The following is a 26,011-nucleotide window of genomic DNA, read 5'->3' as shown; positions in this document are numbered from 1 at the left end:
AGCATATCAGATTATACCTGTCAAAGCCTATTTTTGTATAAATGCTGCGGCTTAATTCCATATCGCTATTCCAGTTTAAAAACTACACTAACAAGGTTTTTGAATTTCGCAAAAACGTAATTGGAATTTGCGGAAAAAATGGAGTAGGTAAAACCAATATACTGGACGCCATTCATTATTTGTGTTTTACCAAAAGCTATTTCAGTACTTCTGATGCTGTTAATGTGCACCAGGGTTCAAAGGGCTTCAGACTGGAAGGTAAATTTTCGAAAGAAGGTACAGAAGATACAGCCACCTGCATCCTGAGGGAGAACAATAAAAAAGAGTTCCTGATCAATGGTGATGCCTACGAAAAATTCTCCCAACATATAGGCCGGTATCCCTGTGTAGTAATTGCACCCGACGACGCAGTATTGATTACCGGAGGCAGTGAAGAAAGGCGCAGCTTTCTGGACTCTTTGTTATCGCAGCTCAATCCTGAATATCTTCAAAAGCTTATTCAATATAACAAGATTTTGCAGCAACGCAATTCCTTATTGAAATCGGCCGCCGATACCGGCAGGCTGGATGAAGCGTTATTACAGATCTTAACAGATCAATTGATTGTGCCGGGCAATTATATATTTGAACAAAGAAGCCAGTTTCTCGTATCCTTTCTGCCCAAAGTAAAAAGGTTATATACAGAGATTGCTCAAAAAGAGGAAAACCTTTCTATATTATATGATAGCAGGTTATTGGAGACCTCGTTTGAAGAATTACTCTCGGCAACACTCAATAAGGACCGGCTGCTTCAACGTACTACGGCCGGTATCCACCGAGATGATGTTATCCTGCAACTCAATCAGCAACCCTTTAAAAATATCGCCTCGCAAGGGCAGCGCAAGAGCCTGCTTTTTGCCCTAAAACTAACGGAGCTACAGGTAATTACGCAGGAGAAAAAAATTACTCCTTTTTTATTACTAGATGATGTTTTTGAAAAACTGGATGAAGAGCGCATCAGTAACCTGTTGCAGAAAGTTTGCCTGGAGAACAACGGACAGGTTTTTATTACCGATACCAACCCGGAAAGATTAACAAAACACCTGGAAACTCTAAATGCCGACTTTGATTTGATATCTTTGTAAGCTGGTTACAGAAGTTGATTAAATTTTTATAGTATGGGCGAATATTCTTTGGGCGAAGCATTAAAAGAGTTTTTAAATAAAAGTCGTATCAGAGGCGATATACAGGCATTGGAAATTGATGCCGTATGGGAGAATATAATGGGAAAGACCGTAGCCCGTTATACTGACAAACTGCATATTATAGGAGATAAATTGTTTGTATATACTTCCGTAGCCCCTTTGAGGCATGAGCTGGTTTACCAGCGATCTAAGATCATTGAAAGGGTGAATGAAGCGCTGGGTGGAAAAGTGATCAAGGAAGTTATTGTGAAATAATACCTGTTTGTTATTACAGGTTTAAAACTTAAGATTAGCAAACCCTTACTGCCCCTACTCGCCACTCGCTATTATTCTACTTGCTAATCTCACGCAGAGCTAACAAAAAACAAAGGCGCAAAAACATGAACATCGAACACACCGTCTCCCTTATAGCTACTTGCTGCCCCTACTCACTACCTCCTCACCCTCGGATCAAACACGCCATACAGTAAATCGGCTATAATATTCATTAGTACAAAAAAGTAGCGGAGATCAATACCGACCCCATTACCACAGGGTAATCCAGTTTTTCCAAAGCATCTACCGTTACTTTTCCAATACCCTGCCACCCAAAAATATACTCCACAAAAAAAGCGCCTGCCAGCAGCTCGGCAAACCAACCGGTAATAGCAGTTATCACAGGGTTTAATGCATTTTTTAAAGCATGCCGCCAAACAACTACCCGCTTACTTAATCCTTTAGCATAAGCGGTTCTTATATAGTCCTGGTCCAGCACATCCAACATAGCACTACGCGTAAGTTGCGTAATAATAGCCAGTGGACGGATACCCAGGGTAATAGCAGGAAGCAGCAGGTTTTTAAAGCCAAAAATACGCTCCCCGTTACCTCATCGATATCAAACCAGTTGCCGCTAATTTGTAGTCCTGTGTATTTGGTCAATACAAAACCGAAGAAATAAGCAATAACAATTCCCATGAAGAAAGAAGGCGCTGAAATGCCTACAATGCTTGAAAAAATAGCACCGGTATCGAGCCAGGTATTTTGTTTTACCGCAGCCACCACACCCAACGGGATGCCTACCACTACCGCAATAGCCATAGCAGCAATTGTAAGCATAATAGTGCCGGGTAAAGCCTGCATTAATATGGAGCCAACTTCCCGTTTACTTTGATAAGATCTTCTGAGATAAGGTATTTTTATGCCTAGCTTACGCTCCCCGCCAATAAAAACACCTTTAAGTTGCTTGGCATCGATTTCGTCCTTATAATGAATAGCAATGGGTGACACATCATTTACATACAACAAAAATTGTTTCCATTTAGGCTGATCCAGGTACAACTCCTTCCGGATATTCTCCTGGGTTTTGGCATCACCCGTTTGCCCCATTACTAAACGTGCAGGATCGCCAAACCCCTGAAATAAAAAGAATACCAATACTACTACACCAGCTAAAACCAGTATACTGTAGAGGATCTTTTTAATAAGGTATTGTACCATGGGTGATGTTTGATGCAAGATGTTGGATGTACGATGTACGGACGATTCTTATTACACCGCACATCTAACACCATACACTAAAAACTTACTTTATCAAAATTCTTATAGCTCCTTTTATCTATAATAGTCCCTTTGTTCAGCACATACACGGTAGGATTGGTACGCGCTGCTGTTCTTATCATTGTATTATCGCCACTAAGAATGGTGACATTATTAAACCCTGTTTTACCAATAGCAGGCTTTAAGCGAGCAGCTGCACTACTGACAATGTAAACAGGCATATTCTTTTTTGTGCATCTGCAACAAGTCTGGCAAAACCTTCCTGCCATTTTTCCAGAGGAGTTTCAGCCCCTTCCACAAACAACAATACGACCTTATCAATATTCAGCAGCTCCTGCGTCAAGTCGGTCCCGTCAGGCGCTGTAAGACCAAAAGCCTTGATCGCCGGTTCATTATTTACGCCGGGCCTGATCACTTTGTCGTAGCGATTAATAAACTTATAGGTGCTGTCGTCAAAATCATCGGGAAATGTTTCTGCTGTAAACTCTACATTCTTACCGGCCTTTTCATATATAAACGTAATAATGGTGCTATCAGGTATCGCATTCGCCGGCATCTGCATTTGCTGGGCTATATTATTACCCTTTTTAAAAGGCAAACAGTCGGCTACCGGCAGGTATTTTAAAGTATACCACTGTGCAGCAAAGCTGAATATAGTGGTCAGCAACAATAAACCGGTTGTAGCGCCTTTGGCAAATACAGGTTTAATATACTTCCTGTTAAAAAAGATCACCAGTATTAACACCAGTAAAACAATATCCTTGATAAAAGAAGTTTGAGCGGTAATAGGGATACAATCGCCAAAACATCCGCAGTTTTTAAACTTACCCGATAAGTAGGCATAGCCGGTTAAAAAGGTAAAGAACAGGATCAGCAATAACAGTAACCAGTTAATTGTTTTAATACGCCAGCCAAGTAGCAGCGCGACGCCGCAATGATCTCAAAAGCGATCATCAAAACAGAAAGCGCCAGCGAAATACCATCCAGGAAGCTGGTTCCCCAAACCAGGAAAAATTCCTGCATTTTGTAACTCAGCCCTATTGGATCATTTGCTTTTACCAACCCTGAGAAAATAAAAAGAACGCCCACTATAATACGGGCTACATTTACAATTACCTTCATTGCATTTATTTATTCCCGGATTCGCTATCCAATATCAGTGCAAAAACCGAGTAGTTAATAATATCGTGATAGTTAGCATCAATGCCTTCACTGATTAAAGTTTTTCCATCATTATGGAGAATCTGCCGGATACGAAACAGCTTCATCAGGATAAGATCTGTAAGCCCCTCCTGGCTCATACTGCGCCAGGCTTCTCCGTAATCATGATTTTTACTTTGCATCAGGTTTTTAGTATCAGCTATATGTTTTTTGTAGGCCTCCTCAACCTGGTCTGCAGGCAAATCCCATGGTGCATCCTGGGGTAACTCCAGCTGTATTAAGCCAATTACCGAGTAATTGATGATACCCAGGAACTCACCCGCTATATCATCGGCAATCATCTGCTGTTGTTTCTCCTGGATGGTTCTGATGCGCTGCGCCTTAATATAGATCTGATCAACAATAGAAATGGTGCGTAGTACGCGCCATGCCGTTCCGTAATCCTTATTCTTCTTAAAAAAAACGTTTTGGCAGGATGCGATCACTGCATTGTATTGTTCGTTTGTTTTTGTCATGTAATTTTATTTGATGTGGAGGGGATACCATAAAGTAAGTTTAAGCCTGCCAGCTAAGAAGTACTTAGCTATCAACTTTTCAACTAATAAACCTGTCAACTTTTTCAACCAATCCCCTACCTTAGCTTCTGAGAAGCAATTCCAACAAAAATAGCAAAACAAATATTGATGTTCACACTTAATTGTAAAGGTAATTTACTCACTATCAAGCAGCCCATTGTTATGGGAATTCTGAACATCAATGACGATTCCTTTTACAGCGGCAATCGCTACACAACCGGAGATCCACTGTTAATGAGGGCACAGCAAATGATCAGGGACGGAGCGGTGATATTGGACATAGGCGGACAAAGTACCCGGCCAGGCAGCGAGCTTATATCAGCAGATGAAGAATTAGCCCGCGTGATACCGGCCATAGAAGCAATACATGAAATTTTCCCTGAGACCATTATTTCAGTGGATACCTTTTACGCAAAAGTGGCTAAGGAAGCCGTTAAGGCCGGTGCATCTATCGTGAACGATATTAGCGCAGGCAGTCTTGACGAAGAGTTGATCGACACCGTGGCCTCACTCAATGTGCCCTATATTTTAATGCACATGCAAGGAACGCCGCAAACAATGCAAACCGATCCGCAATACGAAAATGTGTGCAGGGAAGTGCTCGATTTTTTAATACAGAAAACCGCTTTCCTTAGAAGTAAGGGCATTAAGGACATTATCCTGGACCCCGGCCTTGGTTTTGGCAAAACAGCTTCGCACAACTTCACACTATTGAAAAATCTGGATCTTTTTAAAATACTGGATCTGCCGATACTGCTGGGTTTGAGCCGCAAAGGCTTTATTTACCGAACGCTGGGCACAGATGCAGAGCAGGCGCTCAACGGAACTACTGTGTTAAATACGATCGGACTTCTTAACGGAGCAAATATTTTACGGGTACATGATGTAAAGCAGGCCACAGAAGCTATTCAATTAACCGGATCTATATATCCTTATTAACGATTTCTCCAACCCGGTTTCACCGGTCATTTTTGACAGGTCCCATACGCGGGTACTGCGGATCTTTTCCCATTTCTCAACCGGTTTAACATAAGTTTCCTCAAACTCGTTCATTCCGGTAATTGTTTGTTTTTTACGTGTAGAAAAATTATAGCTGGTAACAGACGACTCCCCGGATGCCCTGTGAAAAGACGATACATCGAGACCAATCATTTCAAATTTTTTGTTCTGATAACGGAAAGTATAATCATAATCGGTGACGTACCAACTGCCACAGCTCAGCCAGTAATGTAAACGGATCTTCAGTAAACCTTTGATATCTCAATCCCGCCTTCGGATAAAGGATCTTCCAGGCAGGTACTCTCCTCATCGTTGATGGAGGGAAGAAAAACATCCGTACTAAGTTCTTTTGTGTAACCGGTACCGGTTTTAAAAAGTATCAACAGTCTACGCGGATTCAGATCCAGTAGATTCATACCTAACCCTTCATTCTTTCTAAAATTGGATGACTGGGTATTTCTCAAAACCAATACCGCATCTGCCTGCCTGTCTTTATTAAGATCACCTTTTAACGCAGTATCCAGCACCCATCCTTTGGGTATATAATTTTGAAATTCTTTTTTATAAACGCTAAGCTGCGCGTTCGATGGTGTCCCCATCCAACACAAGAGCATCAAAAGAAAAAAGCATCTCATAGCTATAATAAAGCGCGTCCGTTTTATTGACGATCGGCGGTTAACACCTCTGGCATAAATTTCTTGCTTTGCTCTATTGCATCCATTAATTGCTCAGTTATTTCCAATGCGGAGGCATCGTAGTCGATCTCCAGAGGATCCTTAAAGGTTACTGTAAGCAGGGTTCCTTTTTTGCGAAGCGTTACGCCGGTTTTATTAAAAGCTTTGGAAAATCCATTGATCACAACGGGTATCACAATGGGCTTATGATGCTTAATAATCAATGCAGTGCCTTTACGCGCCGGTGCATAAGGTGTAGTTGTTCCCTGCGGGAAGGTAATGATCCAGTTATTTTTTAAAGATCTTTCAATCTTTCGGGTATCACTCGGATCAAGACCCGCCCTTTGCTCTTTGCTGGTCTCGCTCCAGGTACGCCGTACAGTAAGTCCGCCTGCCAGTAAAAAAGCCTGCTCATCCAGCTACTTTTCATGGTTTGTTCAGCAGCCACATAATTTACTCTTGTAAATGGGTTCAGCATATAAAAAGGTATGCCCAACCGATCTTTTTTACCCCATTTAACAGCCGAAAAATATGGAACATCGTAATCACATCCAGGAAATAGGTCTGGTGATTACAAACAAACAGTACATTGGTTTTGGGTAAAGCTTTTACTTTATCAGAACCCTTAATGCGTAATTTATTAAATATAGCGATGCCAGGATAAGTGCATATCCCCACCACCAGGTGTACCAGCTTTTTAACCAGGCTTGTACTTTTTAATCTTTCTATCAACTTTCCCATTAGCGCAGGCAAAATAACGGTTTAAAGTAATTAATTATTATTTAACAGCAATTATTTTATATTTAACTGATCAATAAAATTTATATCTTTTGTCATATAGCTTTCCTATTTTGTGGTTATGAACGATTTGGAGATACTTAATAATCGGCCTTCCAAAAAAAGATCCTGTATCCTGTTAATAATGAACTGGCCAGCTATCTTGTCCGCCAGGGAAGAGAGGTCAGTTTACCGGTATCTCATACCGACCTGCTGAATTTTACCTGGTCGGTGCCTATTAAGGATGGGCAAGGCAACAGCACTTACTGGGAGAAAGCCATTTATGATAAACGGGACTGGGACTACCTGCGGGAAGGTTTGGTTAAAATATATGCCATCCTCAAAACGGAGGGCGATATGAGTTTTGCCGATCAGCTGGATGTTGCCAGGATCGACTATTGCTCTTTTGGTAATTCCCTACCCTTTCGCATCAGGATTGTAAATAAATTCAATTCCAATTTTGACCACTACTATATTAAGATCACCGATGCTTCGCGGATTTATGGGCTGGAACTGGAGCATTTTCTCTCGCCCAACCGGCTTACATTTTACACGGACAGAGGTACACTGGTAGAAGAGCATATCCCAGGCTTGCCCGGCGACGTGTTCCTGGATCAATACCTGAACAAGGATGAAACCAATAAGACCCGGTTTGCAAAAGAATTTGTAAAGTTTAACGAGCGCTGCTTCGTTCGTTTATTGGGCGATATGCGTGCTTATAACTTTGTGGTGGTGGCCACACCTGATATTGAGAGCTATCAATACCGTATAAGGGCTATCGACTTTGACCAGCAGTCTTACGAGGGGCGAAAACATTTGTATATGCCCCAGTTCTTTAAAGAAAATAATGCATTTGTAACCACCGTTTTGGGGCAACTCAATACAGAATCTATTGAACAATATAAAGCAGAAGAATGGTCTGCGATGGCCTACCGTGTAGCAGTAACCCGGTTTCGCCTCATGGAGCTGCTCAACATTATGTCCCGTGATACAGTTAGTCCTCCTGAAAAACAGGACCTACTGATCAGCCAGCTTAACGAGCATTTCAAAACACAGGCTTTTAGCCGATGCAAATCAATGGGCCAGGTATTAAAGCTGCATCTAAAATATATGCTTCGCCGTAACCTGAAGCTCATACAGGAAAAAACGAGAAGCCTGGTAAAACGGATCAATTAAAACGCACCACCTGTCATGCATAAAAACACCTATTCACGCTGATCTTTTGCCTAACTGCTACTATTTATTCATTCGCCCAAAACCCGAATGAGCTCGATACGGTAGCACTTAAAAAAGCAGTGCTCGACACCAGTTCGCCAACAGGTTATAAGGCACTATTGAAAAAATTCAATGAAACACCGCAATATCTTTATCCCAATGAAGGAGCCATTGTTTACTATGGCAAACTCTTCCAAAAAGGTCACGATGCTTTTCAGAATCTATTCGCAAAAAAGCCGCTTGAAGCGCTGGCAAAAGATAGAAAATTTGCTGAAATGATACCTGTGGGAGAAGCGCTTCTTAAAACTAACGCAACGGATTTAAAAGTATTGATACTCTTACTCGCCAGTTACATAGAAACAAAAAAAGAGACCGAAATTCAACTAACAAAAGCCAAACTCCAATTGCTGCTAAAATCTGTTACACTAAATGGAATAGGTACTACCGACACATCTACACTGAAAGTAACCAGTATTGAAGATGAGTATATGCTGATGGATATGCTGGGATTAATAGGTAAATCCAGAACATCAAAAAGTAAGAGCAATTCGGTTATTGACCGCTGGGTGGTTACCAGGAAAGATAACCCAAAGGAAGCTGCTTTTTTATAGAGGTACTACATCCCTACTAGTTAAAACATATCTGTCAGATCATTAAAAAACAACAACCATGCACCTGAAACAGCTGTTTGTCATTATCGCTTTTTTATTGACTTCCATCTGCCCATCGGCACAAAATAAGCGATATACTGCAGTCATAAAAAAAGCACTGTCAGAGACCAGTTTGTAAGCTCCCCTTATTTTAGTGCCGCTGTAACCTTCGCCCAAAACGAAACAAAGGTTAAGGAGAAGTTCAACGTCTTTATAGAGATTATGAAGCCGAAAGAGATGTCGAAATAATCTACATATTCTACTTCCCTGTTGACTGAATAACTATTTACCTACCTTTATGAATGGCTATAACCTCTGACAATTGTTTAACCCTATCAAAAAAATTATGAGATATATCGTCCTGCTGCTGCTTATTATATTTATTTCCTGCGAACGGGATAAAGATATTTTACCGGAAGAAGAACCAGTGCCTGCAGCTCAGAATTATGGAAAACTATCCGTTATAGTTTATGACGCTACTGAATGGACTCCCGCTCAAAGCAAGGGTAAGCCTGCTGCCGGAATGACAGTCTACCTGTTTCACTCGCAGTCCGACTTTGCTGCCACCTGGCAACATCCTGATAATCCAAAATATGCTTTTGAAGCAATTACCGGCAGCAATGGAGCAGCGCTTTTTGATAGCCTGCCTCCGGGAAAATACTATATTTCAACCCAGGACATGGTAGACGCATCTAACACTTTTTATTTTCAATCTGAGTTCAGGAAAGAGTTGAGAAATGACGGACTCGTATGGGGCTTATCATCCGATTCGCTGATCCAGTCTACCTCGGTCATATCACCTCAGCAACCTTATGCGTTCCCCGGCACTTTTGCATGGAAAGACCTGAACGCCGACGGGGCCATTACCAACCAGGATTTCCAACCGCTGCCCCAAAGAAATGTTGTCATTCAAAAGCAAGGCAGTGAAACAATACAACTATTAAAAGGCGTACAAGGCGACTCTTATTACCAGACCTTATTCCAGATTGTGAACGGCTCCTACGCTACCTTATCCCAGATTAAAGAAAAGCAAGTAATGGCGGATGCATATATGAGTCAGAACGCCCTGCCTGCAGGCCAGTGGGCACTATTTCGCAATTTTACATTTAATCCGTCTACCAGCCTTATCAATGATATATGGTCGGAGCCATGGAAAGCCATCAACAACTGTAACTATGTTATAGGGATCAACCAGGCCAACATACCGTTGCCATTACAGCATTATGTGTGGCAGTCGAAACTATTGCGGGCAGCTGCATACCTGGGCCTGGTTACCACATTTGGTGATGTTCCGTTAATGACCACCTACAATTCTACCGACTTCTATCCACCACGTCAGCCGGCTAATGACATCATCAATTACGTTGTAGGAGATATAGCTGGTTTTATCAATGAAATGCCCGAAGTTTTCCAGCATAACGGCTACTTAAACAGATGGTCAGGATTAACGATTCTTGCCAAATTGCAACTGGCTCAAAAAGATTATGCGGCTGTGCTGCAATCCACCAATGCTATTATTAATAGCAGAAGGTATGAGTTAACTACCTCTGCAAACGAGGTATACCAGAATACAACTAATAAAGAAATCATCTGGAATGGCATGCCTGAACCAACGACGGCATTTAAAACATATTTTCAAAATCGGCCTGTATTCCCGGATTTAAGATATGCCGAAGTACTATTATTAAACGCAGAAGCCCATATCAGGCTCGGAAATATCAATCAGGCTCAGGCGGTTTTAAATCAACTACAAAGCAGGAGCAGCAGAACGCCCGTAGTTCTTACATCTGCCAACGCACTGGAGCAACTTAACCAGGTAACACAACAGGAAGCTCCGTTGGAAGGCTATCATTTTTCATCTATGGTAAGATGGGAACTGGCCGGGCTACTTTTAAGCACCCAGGGATATAAGGCCCATAATAAGCTACTACCCATTCCATTAAACCAGGTGTTGATAAATCCTAATATGACACAAAACCCAGGTTATTAAAACGACAATTTATCCCCCTTCGTGTATGTATCACATATTATTATTATCTTAGCGAGCCTGCTTTAAGGTATATATTATTAATAAAAACAATAAAGAACAAAATGGCCAAGTACACAGCCGGTATTTACACGGCAAGGAGCTTGAAGCTCTTTACAACGATGCTAAAGACAATAGTTTTGCCCTGCCCGCAGTAAACGTGGTAGGAACGGATAGCGTAAATGCCGTACTGGAAACCGCAGCGAAAGTAAACTCGCCGGTAATGATCCAGTTCAGCAATGGTGGTGCGCAATTTTTTGCCGGAAAAGGAATGCCGAACAAAAACCTGGAAGCTAATATTTTTGGTGCAGTAAGTGGTGCACTTCATGTACATACAGTAGCTAAATACTATGGAGTACCCGTAGTTTTACATACCGACCATGCTGCAAAAAAATGGTTGCCATGGATCAGTGCTCTAATTGACGAAGGAGAGAAATTCTATAAAGAAAAAGGACAGCCTTTATTCAGCTCTCACATGCTGGATTTGAGCGAAGAGCCTATCGAAGAAAACATTGCCACTTCGCTGGAGTTCTTTAAGCGCATGGATCCACTGGGCATGAGCATCGAAATTGAATTAGGTGTTACCGGTGGTGAAGAAGATGGTGTAGATAATACCGACGTTGATAACTCTAAATTATATACACAGCCAGAAGAAGTAGCTTATGCGTACGAACAACTGAGCACTGTAAGCAATATGTTTACGGTAGCCGCAGCTTTCGGTAACGTACATGGTGTTTACAAACCAGGTAACGTTCAGTTAACTCCGGTGATCCTGGATAACAGCCAGAAATTCATCGCTGAGAAATTCAAAACCAGCAGCAATAAACCTGTTTATTTTGTATTCCATGGTGGTAGCGGTTCTGAACAAAGCCAGATTCGTGAAGCACTGGGTTATGGCGCTATCAAAATGAACCTGGATACCGATATGCAGTGGGCATTTGCTGAAGGTGTTTTTGATTATTACAAAAAGAACGAAGCATACCTGCAAGGCCAGTTAGGTAACCCTGAAGGTGATGACAAACCTAACAAAAAGTATTACGATCCGCGCGTATGGTTACGCAAAGGTGAAGAGACTTTTGTTAAACGTCTTGAAATTGCTTTTGAAGATCTGAACTGTATCGGCAAAAACGCATAATAGCATTTTAATGCTTCAACCTAATCAACCACTCCTTAGCCGGAGTGGTTTTTCTATGTTCAGTCTACACCAGTTGCAACTTTTAGTTAATTTAGCGGCAGTAAATTGAACTTTCAAAACTTAAACCTTATGAAATATATACTGCTAATCTTTATACCCGCTTTATTTACCTTAACAAGTAAATCGCAACTACTGGCCTATAATTACGGTGCTAAAATCGATAATTACAGCAATATTTATTTTACTTTATTTCAACAGGATTCCAGTAATCTTTACGCTTTTAACTATAACAGGTCTGCTTATTTTTTAGACATCTTTCTTAAAAGCGATTTATCACAGACTGCGCACATTCCCATACCACTCCCCTCTAAAGACAGTGTAAAATTTGATTTTGAAAACCTGTTTGTTCTTAAAGACCGGTTCCTGGTTTTTTACTCCTATTTCAACAAATCCGACCAGGCTATAAAACTGGAAATGATGGCTTTTGATGCAACAGGAAAACGGATGGGGGCCATAAAACAACTGGATGAACTGCCGGGAAAAAACGAGAGGAAAGCTGGTACTTTTTTGGTTAGCAACCGCCCCTTGGACAATAAATTTTTATCTTACGGATATAAGAGAAATAAAGGGAATTACTATCTTAATCTTGATCACTTCGATTACGAAGGAAATAAACTGGAATCCCAGGACTTTGTCATAGACAATTCCCGGTTTCTCGAAGAATCTTTTAATAACGGAGAAACCATTTGCCGGTTGGAGCGGGATAGGCTTAATGAAAAAACAGCGGGTTGGTTTCTTAGTTTCTATTCATCATCTTCCCAGAAAGCACAAACTATCGACATCAACCCGTCTGCCGGGAGCAAAATTAATATCGCCGGAAAGTTTGGTTCCTATATGGAAAATGGTGTGTTATACCTGCTGTCGCCCTACACCACCGGTATTTTTGCCCAAAAGGCGAGAGGCGTGTATCTGGTTACCGCCGATTTGAAAGAGCAGCGTGTACTGAATAAAGCTGTGATTCCATTTAAAGCGGAAGCTGTTGAAGGGGCGGATAGCGAAGATTTTTCTCTGGCGTCCTGCATCCTTACCGATATTATTCCCATCAAAACCGGACTACGGGTTTTATTTGAAAGCAGGCTAATGACCTCCACTTACGGTGTACCCACCGGTTATAATTTAGGTAATATTATTGCTCTGGATATCGACAGTAATTTTATGTTGAAAGATATAAGCAGGATCTATAAAAAACAGGTAGCCAGGCCGGCAAGTGTCAGGTATATGGGCTTCATCCCGCTTTCCTATAACGATACCACCTTTTGCATTTATAATGAGTTACCCCAAAACCCGGGCAGAGCCAATGATAAAATAAAAAATGTAAAGAGTGCTTCCACCGATGAAACAGTAGTAATATCTGCTGCACCAGGCAGTGCAGGCGGCCAAAAAAACATTTTGATTGACAAAGCAGGGAAAAGCGAAATAACCGCCATACTGCCAAGAACAGTTTTAAAAGATAAATTCAGGATGGGCTATATGTATGCTTTAATGCAGAAAGGAAACGATGTGGTACTGACAAAACTATTTCCCCAATAAGAAAGCCCCGCAATTTGCGGGGCTTTCAACTAACTTTCATTAATTCTTATAAAGAATTATTGTCATCTTTTTACCTTCTAATATTTTAACTTCTACCGGAACCAGGCCATTACCCGAATGAGCAATTTTCTGAAAAGCAGATTTGCTTAAATCCACCCGGCCCTTTACATGTGGGGCCATCCTGTCGTTTACTACAACCTGTACACTTTGACCTGTTTTTTTTGGTAACCAATAAACGTGTGCCTAATTTGTAGATATTAGATGCTGCTGTTAAAAGATAGTCTCTGTAAATATCACCCGTTGCGGTTTTACGACCATTGAACTTGCTGTGATAATACGATGCTTTTTGCGAAGTACTTTGAGCGAAGCTTTTAGCATAGCTGAAAATAAAAGCAAAAAACAGAACTAACCATTTCTTCATGTGAGATATTTTAGTTAAACAATAAACGCCGAAAAACAAGTTTTATTTTACTGCGCCCTTATAACGTTATTTTACTAACATGCAAAATACGGCTGCAAAGTTAGGCCGAAATCAACTCATAGCCTGTCAATGCGGGTGACAATCTGGCTTAAAATTATCATAAATAGTTGAAAATCAATATGACGATCTAACAAAAGCAAGGTCAAACTGATTTTCAGCGCACTTTCGGGCATTGAAACCTAAAAAACCGGCGATGCTCAAACCAGTTTCCTGATCAACACAATTTGTCCTAAATGATAGTAACTATGCTCCAAAACACCTTGTATATTCCGGAGGTAAGTGTCGTATTTTTCGTCTACGAATACCTGGTCAAAAAGTGCATCATCCATTTGGGAAACGGCCTCAGCAAATTTCTCAGCATTGGTTAAAAGTGAATTAACCAGCTTTTCCCAATCAGCGTCGGTTTCAACCGGCGGAAGATCAAAGCTATATCGATCGCTGATCTCCAGTTGCCCACCATTAAAAACATGGAGAATCCCTTCCAGGTAGTAGTTAATATGAAAGGTTAGCGCAGCTATGGTATTTAGATCACCCACCTGCTTAATCGCTTGTTCGCGGTTTACCGATAGCAACTGGTCTTTATAATTGGTATTAGCAATCCAGCGGCCGTTTAAATAAACTTCTCTCAGCCGGTTGGCCAGGAAAACAGCTCTTTCCATTCTTGTATTATTTCATGCAAAGTACGTAAAGAAAAAGACGTGGTATACACGTCTGTCATTTATTGAAACTTAATTAGTAAAAACCCCTACTTACTACTTACTACTTACTACTTACTACTTACCACTTGCTATTCCCTACTTACCATTACGGCACTACCACGCCCTCCAGATCATAATCGTAAGCCTTTTCTATCTTCACGTTGTAAAACTCACCGATCTTCAGTCTCTGGCTGCTGGTGATGATCACCTCATTATCTACCTCCACGCTATCAAACTCGGTACGGCCAATATAACGGCCCGCTTCCTTTTTATCGATGATGGTTTTAAAAACCTTGCCTATTTTTTCCTGGTTCAGCTCGTAAGATATTTCCTGCTGGTGCTCCATTACTTCCTGGGCTCTGCGCTCCTTCTCTTCCTGTGGCACATCATCTTCAAACTGGTAGGCACCTGTATTTTCTTCATGCGAATAAGTAAATACGCCAACCCGGTCAAAGCGATGTTTATCAAGGAAAGATTTTAACCCGTCAATATCTTCCTGTGTTTCGCCAGGGAAACCAGCTATTAAAGTAGTACGCAAACAAATACCGGGAACTTTTTCACGGATAGTAGCAATTAATTCGTCCATCTCCGCTTGTTTGATCTGGCGCTTCATGGCATCCAGCATCCTGTCAGAAGCATGTTGTAATGGAATATCGAGGTAATTACAGATATTATCCCGCTCCCGCATTACATCCAGTATTTCCAATGGGAATTTAGTAGGATAAGCATAATGCAGCCTGATCCACTCCAACCCTTTTACATCTGCCAGGCGGTGCAACAATTCTGACAACATCCGCTTTTTATAAATATCCAGGCCATAATAGGTCAGCTCCTGGGCAATAAGCATTACTTCCTTTACGCCCATACGCACCAGTTTCTCCGCTTCCATTACCAGTTCATCAATCGGCTTGCTGACGTGTTTTCCGCGCATCAGCGGGATGGCGCAAAAAGTGCAGGTACGGTTACAACCTTCAGAAATTTTCAGGTATGCATAATGTTTGGGAGTAGCCAGCAGGCGCTCTCCCACCAATTCTGTTTTGTAGTCTGCCTCAAACTGCTTCAATATAGAAGGCAGCTCCATGGTGCCAAAAAAAGCATCCACTTCCGGTATCTCTTCCTCCAGGTTGTTTTTATAACGCTCACTCAGGCAACCGGTTACATATACTTTATCCAGCCGACCGCGTTTTTTCAGCTCCACCTGCTCTAATATTGTGTTGATACTTTCTTCTTTGGCTTTATCAATAAAACCACAAGTATTGACAACCACTATATTATGATCCTTTTTCCTGTTCTCATGCACTACATCAATATCATTAGCCAGTAGCTGACCACTCAGCACCTCGCTATCCACCATGTTTTTGCTACAACCCAGTGTAATGATGTTAACCTTATCCTTTTTTAGCGTTCTTACTTTCAATATCTGTTTTTTAAGGACTGCAAAGGTACAGCATTTATCCAACTCGCTGACCAACGGCGCGGTTAGCTCCAATCAATAACCGGGGCTCTCCTCGCAGAGTCAATTTTAGTTTGTTCAGGCCCATCAGAATAAAGTTATTATTCTTCAGCCGGCGCTCTCACCATTTCTCTCAAAAAGTAGCACTGAATTGTATATTTACATCTAAAGTTGAGATATGCTGCTTATCCATTCTTTACATAAGTCATACGGCAATTACGAAGTGCTCAATATCGGCTCCTTCCGTTTCGATAAAGCTATTTACTGGATCAAGGGTGCTAATGGCAGCGGAAAATCTACTTTTTTAAAAGCCATTGCCGGTCTTATTCCTTTTAAAGGTGATGTGCTTTTGAATCAAAAGATCTCATTAAAGAAAAATCCTGCTGCTTACAGGGCCGCTGTTAATCATGCACCCGCCGAACCGGCCTACCCATCTTTTTTAAAAGGTGAAGAGCTGGTTCGATATTATATGCAGACAAAAGGTGGAAACCGGGAACAGGTAGACGCCATTAAATCCGTATTAGGTATTGATCATTACCTGGATAATCCCTGTGGCAGCTATTCAAGCGGTATGCTAAAGAAACTATCCTTATTACTGGCATTTATGGGCAACAGCAAATGGATTTTCCTCGATGAACCTTTCACAACCCTGGATATAGCAACACAACAAGCCCTTCAGGCACTCATACAAAACAGTACGGATAAGGGTTTTATTATTACTTCCCACCATAATATACCTGGTGAAGCTATCACCTTCAAAGGCATCTATGGCATTCAAAATAAGACGCTTGAAATTGAATAGCATATCTTATCTATTATACCGGTCTGTTGTCACGCCGTTTTACAGGCAAATTGCGGGCGCCATTTATTTTTTATTCTTTGTTCTGTTTGGCATACAACCCAATTTTAAGCAGGCCCTGGATACGCATTATTATATCATAAAAAGCATAGCCTACACCCCCGCCGCCTTTAGCCTGTTTATACTAATGTGCTCGTTGTACTCCATCAAGTGTATTTCTTTTTATGCCAGCAGGAGCACCAAAAATGAATACCAGTTTCTACAGCTTATTAATAGCATCACTTTTCGCAAACGGCTACCTCATTTTGTTTTTACGGCCTCCGCATTATTACTTCCTTCCATCCTGTATACCTTATGCATTGTGGTAGTTTGTATAGCGCACCAACGATGGTATGCGCTCATAGCACCCGTTACTTTTCTGGTATCGCTTATAACGCTGGTAACACTTTCCTTTGTTATGCTTAACAGGAACCCAGCTATATGGAAAGAAATTGCGTTCCCAAAAATCATCAACCTCCCCTCCAGGCTATGGCAGTTTATGCTTCGCTATATTTTCCGGGAACAAATCTTTTCATTAGTCATCCTTAAGCTGATCAGCTTTTGCTGCCTGTATTTTTTCGTTATCACCGATCCTTCGGTTTTTGAAAGCCGCATGTTATGGCTCATTTACACGCTTTGTCTTGCCGGGCATTGTGTCATCATTTATAAAACCTTTTATTTTTTAGAAAACAAATTATCGTTTTACCGCACATTGCCCATGCAACCGTTTCGCATATTAGCCGCTTTTTTCCTGTGTTACCTGGTGCTGCTGCTACCTGAGTGCTGGGCTTTAAGAGCCCTCGCGGTACAACACCACCAGGAGTATGAATATAGCTGCATGATCATTGCAGGGCCGGCTATTCTCTGCTTGTTGCATGTACTGCTATATACGGATGATTTCAAAATGGATGGCTACCTGTCCTTGGTATTCCTGGTATGGATCCTATTTTTCTTTTTAAGCTTTTCTGAAAACAAATGGCTCCTACCCGCTACAGCGATCGCAGGTGTACTAATCGTATTTTACACTTCATTCAGGAGCTTTGAGAAAAAAGCCACTGTAGAAAAACTGGAGTAATTCAGACAAGATACTGATGGCTGATATAAAAAGAGTATTATATTTGCAGTCATCTGATGATATGATGATATAATAATGGAACCCATTCAACGAAAATCGCTGGCACAGGAAGTAGCGGATGCTATCAGGGAAAAGATCCAAACAGGTTTCTTCGCCCTGAACGCAAAGCTTCCAACGGAACCGGAGCTAATGAGAAGCTTTTCGGTGGGAAGATCTACTATAAGAGAGGCAACAAGGTATCTGGCACAGTCAGGATTTGTACAGGTAAAGCAGGGCATTGGAAGTTTCGTAATCAGTGCTTCGGGTAACCAGGGATTAGATGATAAAATTGAGAAGGCAGGATTTGCTGCTATATTCGAAGTAAGACAACTCATCGAAATGCAGATTATTGAAAAAGCAGTCAGCAACCGAACGCAACGACATTTAACGGCTATGCGAAAAAGCCTGAAAGAGCGGGCCGCATTTGCTGCAGCCGGCGACCTCGAAGCTTGTATAAAGGCCGATATAGCCTTTCACACGATAGTCGCCGAAAGTTGTGGCAACTCTATACTAACCGAGCTCTACAAAACCCTCTCGGGCCATGTATCCAGGTCCTTTTCCGAATCCTACTCCAATACTCAACCATTTGTACATTCTCAAAAGGAGCACGAAATGCTTTTAAAACATATAGAAAGCGGTAATAAAATCAAAGCGCTCGACTCCGCTAAAAAATAATCGGCCATTTATAATTTTTTTAACTTAAGTCATCAGATGACCTGATGTTTAAAATCATGAAAGCAACAAATTCCACTTCAGCAACTTTAACAGCAACTCAAACGGTTTATCCTATTCTTTTTGCTATCAGCCTGTCACATTTACTGAACGATCTGATTCAATCGGTGATACCGGCAGTGTACCCGCTGCTTAAAACTAATTATGCGCTCAACTTTACACAAATTGGTATCATTACCCTGGTGTTTCAGCTTACCGCTTCTATACTTCAACCTTTTGTAGGTTCGTATACAGATAAAAACCCAACCCCAGGTCACTAGTGATCGGAATGATCTTTTCGCTGGTAGGGCTCTTATTCATTGCATTCGCCAGCAACTTTTACTACATTCTCGTGTCGGTGTGCCTTATAGGGATGGGCTCCTCTGTATTTCATCCCGAAGCCTCAAGAGTGGCGCACCTGGCCTCCGGTGGTAAAAAGGATTGGCGCAATCTATTTTCCAGGTAGGCGGTAATGCAGGAAGCGCCGCAGGGCCATTACTTGCAGCGTTGATCGTTATTCCTTTCGGCCAAAAATATATCAGCTGGTTTGGTTTGTTAGCCCTCCTGGCAATCGCTGTACTAAGTTTTGTAGGTAAGTGGTATCAGCAAAATATACAGCCAAGGGCTGAAAAAAGACGGTGCTCACTGGGCCGGGTGCTCCTCAGGCAATTTCAAAGAACAGGGTTATTATATCTATCATTATTTTATTAGTATTGATCTTTTCAAAATATTTCTATATGGCTTCCATGACCAGCTACTTTACATTCTACCTGATAGATAAGTTTCATGTGAGCGTACAACATTCGCAGATATACCTGTTCATCTTCCTGGCGTCAGTTGCAGCGGGCACTATTCTGGGTGGACCCTTGGGTGATCGTTACGGTCGTAAGCTGATCATATGGATTTCCATATTAGGCGCTGCACCTTTTACTTTATTACTCCCCCATGTAGGCCTTACGGCCACCATCTTACTTTCGGTATTGATCGGGCTGATCATTTCTTCGGCATTCTCAGCCATACTGGTTTATGCTACTGAACTGATCCCCGGTAAAGTGGGAATGGTAGCCGGGCTGTTCTTTGGTTTTGCTTTTGGCATGGGAGGTATTGGTTCAGCGGTACTGGGCTCGCTGGCAGACAAAACCAGTATCGAATATGTATTTTCCATTTGCGCCTATTTACCGCTGATAGGAATCATTACCGCTTTCTGCCCAATATTGAGGGAAAGAAATCCAGGTAACAAAACCATTCGAAGACCAGTAATCATCCGTTCTTCTCCTATAAAAAAAGTGGCTGCCCGTGTTTACGAGACAGCCACTTTGCTATTGTATAGATAATTTATTACTGTTCTTTCAGGCTGAACAAGCTATCCACAAATTCATGTTTATCAAATACCAGCAGGTCTTCAGCCTTCTCTCCTACACCGATAAACTTAACCGGTATTTTAAACTGGTCTGCAATAGCCAGTACTACGCCACCTTTAGCTGTACCATCCAGCTTGGTAATAGCCATCGCCGTAACATCTGTAGCAGCTGTAAAATGCTTGGCTTGTTCCAGTGCGTTTTGTCCTGTAGAGCCATCCAATACTAAAAGTACCTCGTGAGGCGCTTCTGGTATAAATTTCTGGATCACCCTTTTGATCTTATTCAGCTCGTCCATTAAATGCGCTTTATTATGTAAACGACCGGCTGTATCGATCAATACCACATCGCTTTGGCGGCTTACAGCGCTTTGCGCTGTATCGAAAGCAACAGCCGCCGGATCGCTGCCCATGGCCTGTTTTACGATCGGCACTCCTACTCTTTCGCTCCAGATGGTTAGCTGATCCACTGCGGCAGCACGGAATGTATCCGCAGCTCCCAGCAATACCGATTTACCGGCCTTCTTAAAATTATGTGCCAGCTTTCCAATGGTAGTGGTTTTACCTACCCCGTTTACTCCTACCACCAAAACAATATAAGGTTTCGCTGGCATAGGACTGTCGAAAGTGTAGCTGTCTGCGCTGGGGGCATCCACCAGTATATTTTCGATCTCCTCCTGCAGCATTTTATTCAGTTCAGATGTGCCCAGGTATTTATCACGGGCTACTCTTTCCTCAATCTTTTTAATAATGCGTACAGTAGTTTCTACTCCTACATCTGCGCTCACCAATGCCTCTTCCAGGTTATCCAGTACTTCCTCATCTACCGTACTTTTTCCCGCAATAGCTTTGGTGATCTTACTGAAAAAGCCTTCCTTGGTTTTTTGCAAACCCTGGTCCAGCGACTCTTTTTCTTTTTTCCCAAACAGCTTTTTTAAGAAACTCATGCTAAAAGTTTAAAGTTTTCTATTTAAAGTTCAATATACAAAACCCAATTTGAAATATTAAACCCAATAACCTGCTACCCAAAACAACAAAAGCCATCCGCATTCACGAATAGCCTTGCTAAATATTATGATCAGCCAAAATTACTTTTGAGCTAAAAAGTCTTTTACTTTCTCTTTGTGAACAATCTGCTCTTTAAAAGTGTAAGCACCTGTTTTAGGGCTACGCACAGCACGGATCACTTTAGTCCAGTTCTTACTTTCTGCTGCTGCTTTGGCGTCTTTTACCTTCGAGTTTTTAGAAGCTGCTTTTGCCATTTTGTGTTAAATTGAAAAGTTAAATATGTTGATATGTTGATAAGGTATAGCGTTAACTTGTTAACCTGTTAACTTATCAACTAAATTACTTGATCTCTTTATGAACAGTCACTTTCTTCAAAATCGGGTTGAATTTTTTCAACTCCAATCTTTCAGGATTGTTCTTTTTATTTTTTACGGTAATATAACGGCTTGTACCAGGCTGTCCGCTGGTTTTGTGCTCGGTGCACTCCAATATTACCTGAACTCTGTTGCCTTTCGCTTTCTTTGCCATGGTATGTTGCTTTTAAAAAATTAGATTTTCTCGCCTTTCGCGCGCAGTTGTTTTACTACAGAGTAGAGGCCGTTTTTGTTAATGGTGCGGATAGCATCAGTAGACAATTTCAACGTAATCCATTTATCTTCCTCAACCAGGTAAAACTTCTTAGTCTGTAAATTTGGTAAGAATCTACGCTTAGTTTTAATGTTTGAGTGAGATACTTTATGACCACTCACTGGCGTCTTACCCGTAACCTGACATACTCTTGCCATAATAAAAAATTTTTGGATTGCAAAGGTAAGGGATTTCCGGGGTAATGAAATCTATTTTAGAAAGATTTTTTTCATCCAGTTATTTAGCTCTTGAAAGTAACTAAGTAGCTAGTCGCAAAACTAGAAATATTATTCTCGATACTAAAATATTAAGCTGATCCAAATATCAGGAAATAAATAATTTCGAACGTATATTTGGTGCGTTGCTTGAAAAACATGCAGCATAAAAAGTAGAAAGCTAAAGTTTTATGAAAAAATATCAACACTGACCTTCCTAATACTAACTATTATAGCGTGCGATAAAAAAATGAGAAAGATTCTCTTGAAAGCACTGGTCCACTTACAGGCAAATGGTTATACGTAGAAAATTATAGATCGTCCGGACCTCCAGGAAGCTGGAACAAAGTAGAGAACGGCGCTATTATGAATATTTATGCCGACTCTACCTACGAGATTCTAGCTGCTACAAACATCAATTATCCTCTTTTAAAGACATTCGCAACGGCCCATAAAGGTTCTCTAAGTAATAAACCAATTGGAAATAGTCAATTCACGTCTTTTGGCCATCTTATTAGAAAGAAACAACAGATACAATGTATCTACTTCGAAAAATAGTTAATAACGGCGGTGTTATAGAAATTTCTCTGCCATGTTATGAGGGCTGTATTTACCGATTTGCAAAGCAAAAAAATTAATTACTCTGTTTGTAATAGTTTGCCATATTGTCAATGATTTACAATTCAGGGCTTATCCTGTTATATTTACCCAAAAAATGCGTCCACAAACCGGCGACTACCCTGCCTTTTACGATACTTATATCAGTCTTGCGGCTGGTACCGATGTGCAAAGCGTTCTTTCCCGGTCATTAAAAAGCCTGGAAGGTTTTCTCCACACAATCCCCGACACCTTGTCTGATTTTGCCTATGCCGAAGGTAAATGGACGGTAAAAGAGGTTTTACAGCATTGTATTGATACTGAGCGCATTTTTGCTTACCGGGCCTTATCTCATGCGCGTGGTGAGCAACAGTCATTACCAGGTTTTGAGCAGGATGATTACGCGGCTACCGTAGCAGTCAATCGCAGAACATTGGCAAGCCTGGTAGAAGAGTTTTTACTGGTAAGGCGTACTACCCTCCTATTATTTGAAGGCCTTACCCGGGAGGACCTTGAACGAACCGGTATCATTAACAGGAATCCTATTAAAACGCTTTGCTGGGGATTTATTATCGAAGGCCACTGGCTTCATCATCAACGAATTTTAAAAGAAAAATACGGCCTCTAAACCATCATTATGATCCAAAAGATTGCCTGCCTTATTGCCAGCTTGCTGGCTTTACCCTGTTATATATTTGCGCAGGAGGTTCCGCTATTGGGTGTTTGCGCCAACCTCGACAAATCAGCAGTGGTTAATAAATACGACTATGCCTTCATACAGCCAACGGTGTCTGATGCTTTGCAGCCTTTACAGGCGGATAGTATTTTTAATAACGGCGAAAAAATTAAAAAGTCTGATGTTAAAGTTTTAGCAGCCAATGTATTCATTCCGGGCTCTATTAAAACCACAGGCCCCGAGGTGAATGAGCAAAGAATTATCGCTTATGCCACAACTGTTTTTAAAAGAGCCCAAAGCCAGGGTATTCCCATCATTGTTTTCGGCAGCGGTGCCTCCCGCATGATCCCTGAAGGCTTTTCAAAAGACTCCGCTTTTAAACAGTTTGTGTCCATCGGAAAAAGCTGGCACCCATAGCTGCCCGCCATAATATTGTGCTGACGCTGGAAAGCCAGAACAGGGAAGAATGTAATTTCCTGAATACAATAAAAGAGTGTATCGAGGTAGCCAGGGCTGTTAATCATCCTAATTATAAAATTTGCGTGGATATTTATCACATGATGCGTGAAAATGAACCGGCATCTATTATCCTGGAAGGCGGCTCCCTCGTTTATCATTGCGATATCGGCGAAAAAGCCACCCGTTCGGCCCCGGGCATAGCCGGCGATGACTTTACTCCTTACTTCTACGCTTTACAAAGAATTGGATACAAAGGAATGATTGCCCTAGAATGTCGTTTTACCGATCTGGACAAGGAGCTTCCCCTGGCCCAAAAACGATCAGGGAACAATGGATAAGGGCGCTAAAACGCTAACTCTTCAGTGGCTTTAGCGAGATTTGCAAAGGAGCAATAACCTTTAAACGATAGGTTTACCAGGTTATAGGAGTTAGTGATCTCCCAAAAATATTTCTCCTTTCATGTACAGCACAGCTTCGCCAGAGAGTTCTACCCTGTCTCCTTCTAAACGACATGCTATTTCCCCGCCCCGTTTAGAAAGCTGACAGGCTTTCAACCCGGTTTTATGAAGCTCGCCTGCCCAATAGGGTGTCAATGTAGTATGAGCAGAACCTGTAACAGGGTCTTCATTTACGCCAACTGCGGGTGCAAAAAAGCGGGAAACAAAATCATGGATTGTACCTTTTGCAGTTACAATGATCCCTCTTGCATCTAAACCTGCTATCGCTGGCAAATTGGGTTGCATCATCTCAATATCTTCCTGTTTTTCAAATACCAGCATGTAGTCAGTTTTCCCCTTGAAGGCCGCTATAGGTCTGCCGTTGGTCATAGCTGCGAATTCTTCTGTTACTGCTATTTCCACAAATGCATCTGCCGGAAAGTTCAGCACGAACTTATTTTGACAAACGGTTACGGGTAATGAACCACTTCTCGGAGAATAAAAGTTAATGGTATTTTCCCGGTAGTTTTCGCAATGGTGCAAAACAAATGCAGCAGCCAGGGTAGCATGTCCGCAAAGATCAACTTCGGTAGAAGGCGTAAACCAGCGTATTTCAAAACCGTTTTCATTCGGAACATAAAAGGTGGTTTCAGCCAGATTGTTTTCTGCTGCAATTTCCAACATAAGATCATCCGGCAACCACTCTGTAAGCGGGCATACTGCAGCCGGATTTCCTTTAAATACGGCATCGGTAAATGCATCAACCTGGTAAATAGTTAATTTCATGATTTTTATTTTTGCTGATTCAACCGTATACTCCCACAGCGCTAATGTACTACCTGTGTTACTATTTAAGCGCTAACACCATCTGAATATTGCAACGCTTGTAAGGCGTAGGGAGACCCATAACTTTTTTGAATCCCATTTTATAATACAGGTTAATAGCTGGCTTCAACATCGTATTGCTCTCCAGGTAAATGGTAGAAGCCCCCATTTCCCTGGCACTATGTATAACAGCCTGACCCAGTAACCAACCAATATTTTTCCCCTGCGCCTTAGGCGATACCGCCATTTTGGCCATCTCGAAATCATAGGCCGAATCCTTCATTTTGATTAGGGCACATACACCCACTGGTTCACCTTGGTAGAGCGCTACCAGTATTTGTCCGCCCGGATCCAATATGTATTCCTTGGGGTTATCCAAAGCCTTATGGTCGGCCTCTTCCATTTCAAAGTACCTCGATATCCATTCTTCATTCAATGCTTTAAAAGCAGACTGATACCCGGGTTGATACGGAACGATGGCTACATCTTTACTTTCCCTCAGCTTCTTCTGCTCCTGCACTCTGCTAAGCAGCGATTTTCGATCCAGCAGCTCCTCCCACTCTGCCAACGCCTGCCAGAGATCGTGAGTGGCTTCTGCCATCATATTCTCAATAGCGAGGTCTATATCACCTCCCTGTACTTCAATTTTAGCAGCCAGTTTTTTACCTTTTTCACTCAGCCCCGTAATATTTCTGCGTTTATCATCTGATTTAAGGTTATCCTTTACCAGGCCGGCCTTAGCCATTTCCTTAATAATTTTCGTTACCGAAGGTTGTGAATGACCAATTTCTACAGCAATTTCCGTGATGGTCTTTCCTCCATCTTCAGCCAGGATAAAAACACACGGAAACCACTTGGGCGAAAAATCAACCCCGTACAATTGATAAATGCCCTCGGCATCCGCTGTAACCTTACCGGCCAGTAAACGCAAGCGGCTCCCTAAAGCCATTTTACCTGTTCTTTCAAAAAAATCCATAACTATATAATTAATTA

At 41.6% G+C, this 26,011-nt stretch carries 34 protein-coding genes and 1 pseudogene; 17 read left to right on the top strand and 18 right to left on the bottom strand.

The annotated features are described in order from the left end of the window. The first annotated feature begins 41 nt into the window (after positions 1-41). Both recF and MKP07_RS37040 read left to right on the top strand, forming a co-directional pair. On the top strand, positions 42-1,124 hold the full coding sequence (recF, locus tag MKP07_RS37045) for a DNA replication/repair protein RecF (RefSeq protein WP_240853039.1): 1,083 nt from the start codon (positions 42-44) through the stop codon (positions 1,122-1,124). Between the two features lie 33 nt (positions 1,125-1,157). Continuing rightward, positions 1,158-1,439 carry a DUF721 domain-containing protein gene (locus MKP07_RS37040; RefSeq protein WP_240853038.1) on the top strand — a complete coding sequence of 94 codons (282 nt, stop codon included), beginning with the start codon at positions 1,158-1,160 and terminating at the stop codon, positions 1,437-1,439. A 232-nt stretch (positions 1,440-1,671) separates the two neighbouring features. On the opposite strand, the gene MKP07_RS37035 is transcribed toward MKP07_RS37040, so the two are convergent. The 5 genes and pseudogenes from MKP07_RS37035 to MKP07_RS37010 form a co-directional block, all read right to left on the bottom strand. Further along, the gene (locus MKP07_RS37035) at positions 1,672-1,971 is read right to left on the bottom strand and encodes an ABC transporter permease (protein ID WP_240853085.1); all 300 of its coding nucleotides are present in this window, start codon (positions 1,969-1,971) and stop codon (positions 1,672-1,674) included. Next, on the bottom strand, positions 1,917-2,660 hold the full coding sequence (locus MKP07_RS37030) for an ABC transporter permease (RefSeq protein ID WP_240853037.1): 744 nt from the start codon (positions 2,658-2,660) through the stop codon (positions 1,917-1,919). Before MKP07_RS37030 ends, MKP07_RS37035 begins: the two co-directional genes overlap by 55 nt. Positions 2,661-2,737: 77 nt before the next feature. Further along, complete coding sequence (locus tag MKP07_RS37025) at positions 2,738-2,941, bottom strand: hypothetical protein (RefSeq protein ID WP_240853036.1); 204 nt, start codon at positions 2,939-2,941, stop codon at positions 2,738-2,740. Next, positions 2,902-3,842, bottom strand: a pseudogene (locus MKP07_RS37020) (BT_3928 family protein). Before MKP07_RS37020 ends, MKP07_RS37025 begins: the two are co-directional and overlap by 40 nt. Before the next feature lie 5 nt (positions 3,843-3,847). Further along, on the bottom strand, positions 3,848-4,396 hold the full coding sequence (locus MKP07_RS37010; RefSeq protein WP_240853033.1) for a DUF1599 domain-containing protein: 549 nt from the start codon (positions 4,394-4,396) through the stop codon (positions 3,848-3,850). A gap of 168 nt (positions 4,397-4,564) precedes the next feature. Between MKP07_RS37010 and folP the strand changes: the two genes are divergently transcribed. Next, entirely contained in the window at positions 4,565-5,395 is an 831-nt protein-coding gene (gene folP / locus MKP07_RS37005; protein WP_240853032.1) for a dihydropteroate synthase, read from the top strand. Here the strand turns inward: folP and MKP07_RS37000 are convergent. The 4 genes from MKP07_RS37000 to MKP07_RS36985 all read right to left on the bottom strand — a co-directional run bounded on the left by MKP07_RS37000 (position 5,369) and on the right by MKP07_RS36985 (position 6,882). After that, entirely contained in the window at positions 5,369-5,608 is a 240-nt protein-coding gene (locus tag MKP07_RS37000; protein WP_240853031.1) for a hypothetical protein, read from the bottom strand. The two genes, folP and MKP07_RS37000, sit on opposite strands and share 27 nt — an antisense overlap. Positions 5,609-5,697: 89 nt before the next feature. Then, the gene (locus MKP07_RS36995; RefSeq protein WP_240853030.1) at positions 5,698-6,054 is read right to left on the bottom strand and encodes a hypothetical protein; all 357 of its coding nucleotides are present in this window, start codon (positions 6,052-6,054) and stop codon (positions 5,698-5,700) included. 59 nt (positions 6,055-6,113) lie between these two features. Continuing rightward, positions 6,114-6,353, bottom strand: coding sequence for a lysophospholipid acyltransferase family protein (locus MKP07_RS36990; RefSeq protein WP_240853029.1), 240 nt, complete (start codon positions 6,351-6,353; stop codon positions 6,114-6,116). A gap of 247 nt (positions 6,354-6,600) precedes the next feature. Then, complete coding sequence (locus MKP07_RS36985; protein ID WP_240853028.1) at positions 6,601-6,882, bottom strand: lysophospholipid acyltransferase family protein; 282 nt, start codon at positions 6,880-6,882, stop codon at positions 6,601-6,603. Between the two features lie 255 nt (positions 6,883-7,137). Between MKP07_RS36985 and MKP07_RS36980 the strand changes: the two genes are divergently transcribed. The 5 genes from MKP07_RS36980 (at position 7,138) to MKP07_RS36960 (ending at position 13,522) form a co-directional block, all read left to right on the top strand. Further along, positions 7,138-8,082: a hypothetical protein gene (locus tag MKP07_RS36980; protein ID WP_240853027.1), complete on the top strand. Its 945-nt coding sequence runs from the start codon at positions 7,138-7,140 to the stop codon at positions 8,080-8,082. Positions 8,083-8,201: 119 nt separating this feature from the next. Beyond that, a complete protein-coding gene (locus MKP07_RS36975) occupies positions 8,202-8,732 on the top strand; it encodes a DUF4919 domain-containing protein (RefSeq protein ID WP_240853026.1) in 531 nt (176 codons plus the stop codon). 385 nt (positions 8,733-9,117) lie between these two features. After that, positions 9,118-10,761, top strand: a complete 1,644-nt coding sequence (locus MKP07_RS36970; RefSeq protein WP_240853025.1) for a RagB/SusD family nutrient uptake outer membrane protein — start codon at positions 9,118-9,120, stop codon at positions 10,759-10,761. Between the two features lie 73 nt (positions 10,762-10,834). Then, a complete protein-coding gene (gene fbaA / locus MKP07_RS36965; RefSeq protein WP_317236280.1) occupies positions 10,835-11,932 on the top strand; it encodes a class II fructose-bisphosphate aldolase in 1,098 nt (365 codons plus the stop codon). 129 nt (positions 11,933-12,061) lie between these two features. Beyond that, positions 12,062-13,522, top strand: a complete 1,461-nt coding sequence (locus MKP07_RS36960) for a hypothetical protein (protein ID WP_240853024.1) — start codon at positions 12,062-12,064, stop codon at positions 13,520-13,522. Positions 13,523-13,561: 39 nt separating this feature from the next. Here the strand turns inward: MKP07_RS36960 and MKP07_RS36955 are convergent, their stop codons facing one another. From MKP07_RS36955 to rimO, 3 genes are all read right to left on the bottom strand, one after another. Then, positions 13,562-13,702: a septal ring lytic transglycosylase RlpA family protein gene (locus MKP07_RS36955; RefSeq protein WP_240853023.1), complete on the bottom strand. Its 141-nt coding sequence runs from the start codon at positions 13,700-13,702 to the stop codon at positions 13,562-13,564. Positions 13,703-14,200: 498 nt separating this feature from the next. Beyond that, a complete protein-coding gene (locus MKP07_RS36950; RefSeq protein ID WP_240853022.1) occupies positions 14,201-14,662 on the bottom strand; it encodes a DinB family protein in 462 nt (153 codons plus the stop codon). Positions 14,663-14,807: 145 nt separating this feature from the next. Continuing rightward, a complete protein-coding gene (gene rimO / locus MKP07_RS36945) occupies positions 14,808-16,118 on the bottom strand; it encodes a 30S ribosomal protein S12 methylthiotransferase RimO (RefSeq protein WP_240853021.1) in 1,311 nt (436 codons plus the stop codon). A 214-nt stretch (positions 16,119-16,332) separates the two neighbouring features. On the opposite strand from rimO, the gene MKP07_RS36940 reads away from it, so the two are divergent. From MKP07_RS36940 to MKP07_RS41825, 6 genes are all read left to right on the top strand, one after another. Then, on the top strand, positions 16,333-16,956 hold the full coding sequence (locus MKP07_RS36940; RefSeq protein ID WP_240853020.1) for an ABC transporter ATP-binding protein: 624 nt from the start codon (positions 16,333-16,335) through the stop codon (positions 16,954-16,956). Then, positions 16,949-18,067 (top strand): hypothetical protein, encoded by a 1,119-nt coding sequence (locus MKP07_RS36935; RefSeq protein WP_240853019.1) that lies wholly within the window; start codon positions 16,949-16,951, stop codon positions 18,065-18,067. The genes MKP07_RS36940 and MKP07_RS36935 overlap by 8 nt, the downstream gene beginning before the upstream one ends. A gap of 75 nt (positions 18,068-18,142) precedes the next feature. After that, the gene (locus tag MKP07_RS36930; protein WP_240853018.1) at positions 18,143-18,781 is read left to right on the top strand and encodes a FadR/GntR family transcriptional regulator; all 639 of its coding nucleotides are present in this window, start codon (positions 18,143-18,145) and stop codon (positions 18,779-18,781) included. A gap of 56 nt (positions 18,782-18,837) precedes the next feature. Then, on the top strand, positions 18,838-19,098 hold the full coding sequence (locus MKP07_RS41835) for a hypothetical protein (protein WP_317236274.1): 261 nt from the start codon (positions 18,838-18,840) through the stop codon (positions 19,096-19,098). Between the two features lie 160 nt (positions 19,099-19,258). Then, complete coding sequence (locus MKP07_RS41830; protein ID WP_317236273.1) at positions 19,259-19,528, top strand: hypothetical protein; 270 nt, start codon at positions 19,259-19,261, stop codon at positions 19,526-19,528. A 26-nt stretch (positions 19,529-19,554) separates the two neighbouring features. Further along, the gene (locus MKP07_RS41825; protein WP_317236272.1) at positions 19,555-20,151 is read left to right on the top strand and encodes an MFS transporter; all 597 of its coding nucleotides are present in this window, start codon (positions 19,555-19,557) and stop codon (positions 20,149-20,151) included. A 4-nt stretch (positions 20,152-20,155) separates the two neighbouring features. Here MKP07_RS41825 and ftsY read toward each other — a convergent pair whose 3' ends face one another. From ftsY to rpmB, 4 genes are all read right to left on the bottom strand, one after another. After that, positions 20,156-21,121, bottom strand: a complete 966-nt coding sequence (ftsY, locus tag MKP07_RS36920; protein WP_240853017.1) for a signal recognition particle-docking protein FtsY — start codon at positions 21,119-21,121, stop codon at positions 20,156-20,158. Positions 21,122-21,262: 141 nt separating this feature from the next. After that, positions 21,263-21,436 (bottom strand): DUF4295 domain-containing protein, encoded by a 174-nt coding sequence (locus MKP07_RS36915; RefSeq protein WP_114788942.1) that lies wholly within the window; start codon positions 21,434-21,436, stop codon positions 21,263-21,265. 85 nt (positions 21,437-21,521) lie between these two features. After that, positions 21,522-21,710, bottom strand: a complete 189-nt coding sequence (rpmG, locus tag MKP07_RS36910; protein ID WP_114788943.1) for a 50S ribosomal protein L33 — start codon at positions 21,708-21,710, stop codon at positions 21,522-21,524. 20 nt (positions 21,711-21,730) lie between these two features. Then, complete coding sequence (gene rpmB, locus MKP07_RS36905; RefSeq protein ID WP_114789674.1) at positions 21,731-21,967, bottom strand: 50S ribosomal protein L28; 237 nt, start codon at positions 21,965-21,967, stop codon at positions 21,731-21,733. 772 nt (positions 21,968-22,739) lie between these two features. On the opposite strand from rpmB, the gene MKP07_RS36900 reads away from it, so the two are divergent. Genes MKP07_RS36900 through MKP07_RS36890 form a run of 3 tightly spaced genes read left to right on the top strand, consistent with a single transcriptional unit; the run spans position 22,740 to position 24,094 of the window. Then, complete coding sequence (locus tag MKP07_RS36900; RefSeq protein ID WP_240853016.1) at positions 22,740-23,249, top strand: DinB family protein; 510 nt, start codon at positions 22,740-22,742, stop codon at positions 23,247-23,249. Positions 23,250-23,258: 9 nt separating this feature from the next. Then, positions 23,259-23,714: a hypothetical protein gene (locus MKP07_RS36895; protein ID WP_240853015.1), complete on the top strand. Its 456-nt coding sequence runs from the start codon at positions 23,259-23,261 to the stop codon at positions 23,712-23,714. A 17-nt stretch (positions 23,715-23,731) separates the two neighbouring features. After that, a complete protein-coding gene (locus tag MKP07_RS36890; protein ID WP_240853014.1) occupies positions 23,732-24,094 on the top strand; it encodes a sugar phosphate isomerase/epimerase family protein in 363 nt (120 codons plus the stop codon). A 90-nt stretch (positions 24,095-24,184) separates the two neighbouring features. Here the strand turns inward: MKP07_RS36890 and MKP07_RS36885 are convergent, their stop codons facing one another. Next, positions 24,185-24,979 (bottom strand): PhzF family phenazine biosynthesis protein, encoded by a 795-nt coding sequence (locus MKP07_RS36885; RefSeq protein ID WP_240853013.1) that lies wholly within the window; start codon positions 24,977-24,979, stop codon positions 24,185-24,187. Positions 24,980-25,040: 61 nt separating this feature from the next. Continuing rightward, positions 25,041-25,994, bottom strand: coding sequence for a bifunctional helix-turn-helix transcriptional regulator/GNAT family N-acetyltransferase (locus MKP07_RS36880; protein ID WP_240853012.1), 954 nt, complete (start codon positions 25,992-25,994; stop codon positions 25,041-25,043). Positions 25,995-26,011: the final 17 nt, after the last annotated feature.

It is taken from the genome of Paraniabella hibiscisoli (genome assembly GCF_022512515.1).
GTDB lineage: Bacteria > Bacteroidota > Bacteroidia > Chitinophagales > Chitinophagaceae > Niabella > Niabella hibiscisoli.
The sequence above is the reverse complement of the archived record's forward strand: the minus strand, read 5'-3'. Positions and strand labels throughout refer to the sequence as shown.